The 1,863-nt window shown below is 48.7% G+C and carries 1 protein-coding gene; it reads left to right on the forward strand.

Features of this window, described 5'->3' with window-relative positions:
* On the forward strand, positions 1–1,767 hold a 1,767-nt coding region (locus KU854_RS24635), incomplete at its 5' end, for a Tn3 family transposase (protein WP_053860923.1).
* Positions 1,768–1,863: the final 96 nt, after the last annotated feature.

The following is a 1,863-nucleotide window of genomic DNA, read 5'->3' on the forward strand; positions in this document are numbered from 1 at the left end:
TTGTGCCTTGAATGTGAGGCCGGTAAAGGCTCAGAAGCCGTCGTCGCCCAACTTCAACAGATGCAGACGGAAATCGCATTCGGTGGACCACTGAAGACGATGGATACGTCGCTCATCCCGAAAAAGCACCTCCCATGGTTGGTTAAACAGGATAACGTTAACCCGCAACGTTACGAATGGCTGCTCTACCGGCAGTTAACCTCACGACTGAATGGACGCATTTATTTGCCAAATGTTACCAAATACCGCGCACTGGAAGACGACCTGATCCCCCAGACATCGCAGGATACCTTGCTGGCCTCATCAACACTGGACAGACTAAAACAGCCCGCAGAGTTATTGTTACAGGAGAAACAACACCGGCTGGAAAGTGCACTCAAAGACGTTGCTCTCCATATTGATGAGGGAGACAATCGAAATGTGATCATGAAAAATCGTACCGGTACCCGCTGGCGTCTGCCGACCAAAAGCGCTACATCTCTGGTCAACAATCCCTTTTTTAAGCGAATGCAACCGGTCGGTATCGCGGATGTACTGCGGTATGTAGAGCGCGAAACCGGGTTCATGAAATGTCTGACTCATGTACTTCCGATACAAAAACAAGGGTTCACTCATCAGGATGATTTACTGGCCATTCTGATTGCCAACGCCACTCACCGTGGTGTGTATGGCATGGCGCAGATCTCCGATCGAAGCTATGAACACCTGAGTACGGTGCAGGCCAACTATATCCGGCCTGAAACGCTGCATGACGCCAGCGACGTGATCAATAATGCGGTTGCAGCGCTACCCATCTTCCGCCACTACCATATTCAGGAGGACCAGCTGCATGCCAGTGCGGATGGTCAGAAATTCGAAACCCATCTGGAAACCTTTAAAACCCGGTACTCCTCTAAGTATTTCGGCACCAACAAAGGGATCACGGCCATGACACTGGTGGCCAACCACAGCGCCCTCAATGCTCGGATCATCGGTTCCAACGAGCACGAATCACACTATATTTATGACCTGTTACAATCCAACAGCAGTGAAATCAAACCTGACGTACTCTCGACAGATACACACGGTGTCAATCATGTTAACTTCGCCTTACTGGATCTATGCGGTTACAGTTTTGCACCGCGATACGCGCAGTTCAGTAGTGTCATCAATGATCTGTTTGATGTGACTGAAAGTGAACAAGGCAGCACCATACTGGCGCTAAAGAAGCCTATCAGAACGAATGTTATTACAACGGGATGGCAAGATATCAGGCGTATTGTTCTGTCACTTCAGACAAAGCGGACGACACAAGCAATGCTGGTAAGAAAGTTGTCTGGTTACCCTTCTGGACACCCAATATTACAGGCTCTGACGGAGTATAATCGACTGGTTAAAGCGCAATATTTACTTGACTACATCGACGATGCCAGTTTGCGGCAGTATGTGCAACGTGCCCTGAACCGGGGAGAAGCATGGCACTTCCTTAGACGAGCCATTGCGTCGGTGAATGGTGATCAGTTCCGTGGCAAAAACGAGTCTGAAATCGCTATCTGGAATGAATGCGCAAGATTGCTTGCCAACGCGATCATCTACTTCAACTCCGCGATACTGAGTCATCTTCTGGGACACTTTGAAGCGAGAGGAGATGAAGAGAAAGCGGGTATCACTCGTGCTGTTTCGCCCGTTGCGTGGCAAAATATCAACTTAAGCGGAACGTATAACTTCACTAATACTGGGAAATTGCCCAATATTGGCGAAATAACAAGGCCGATAGTGGATGATTAGGCTCCAAGCTGAAAGTAAACCACCTCCGCAGCCATTTATTGGTGTGGTCTACAGAGGATTATGTCTTTTTAGAGGGGAAAATCCCTAGAACCCCAC

The sequence above is a fragment of the Enterovibrio paralichthyis genome (assembly GCF_019209835.1).
Classification (GTDB): Bacteria; Pseudomonadota; Gammaproteobacteria; order Enterobacterales; family Vibrionaceae; genus Enterovibrio; species Enterovibrio paralichthyis.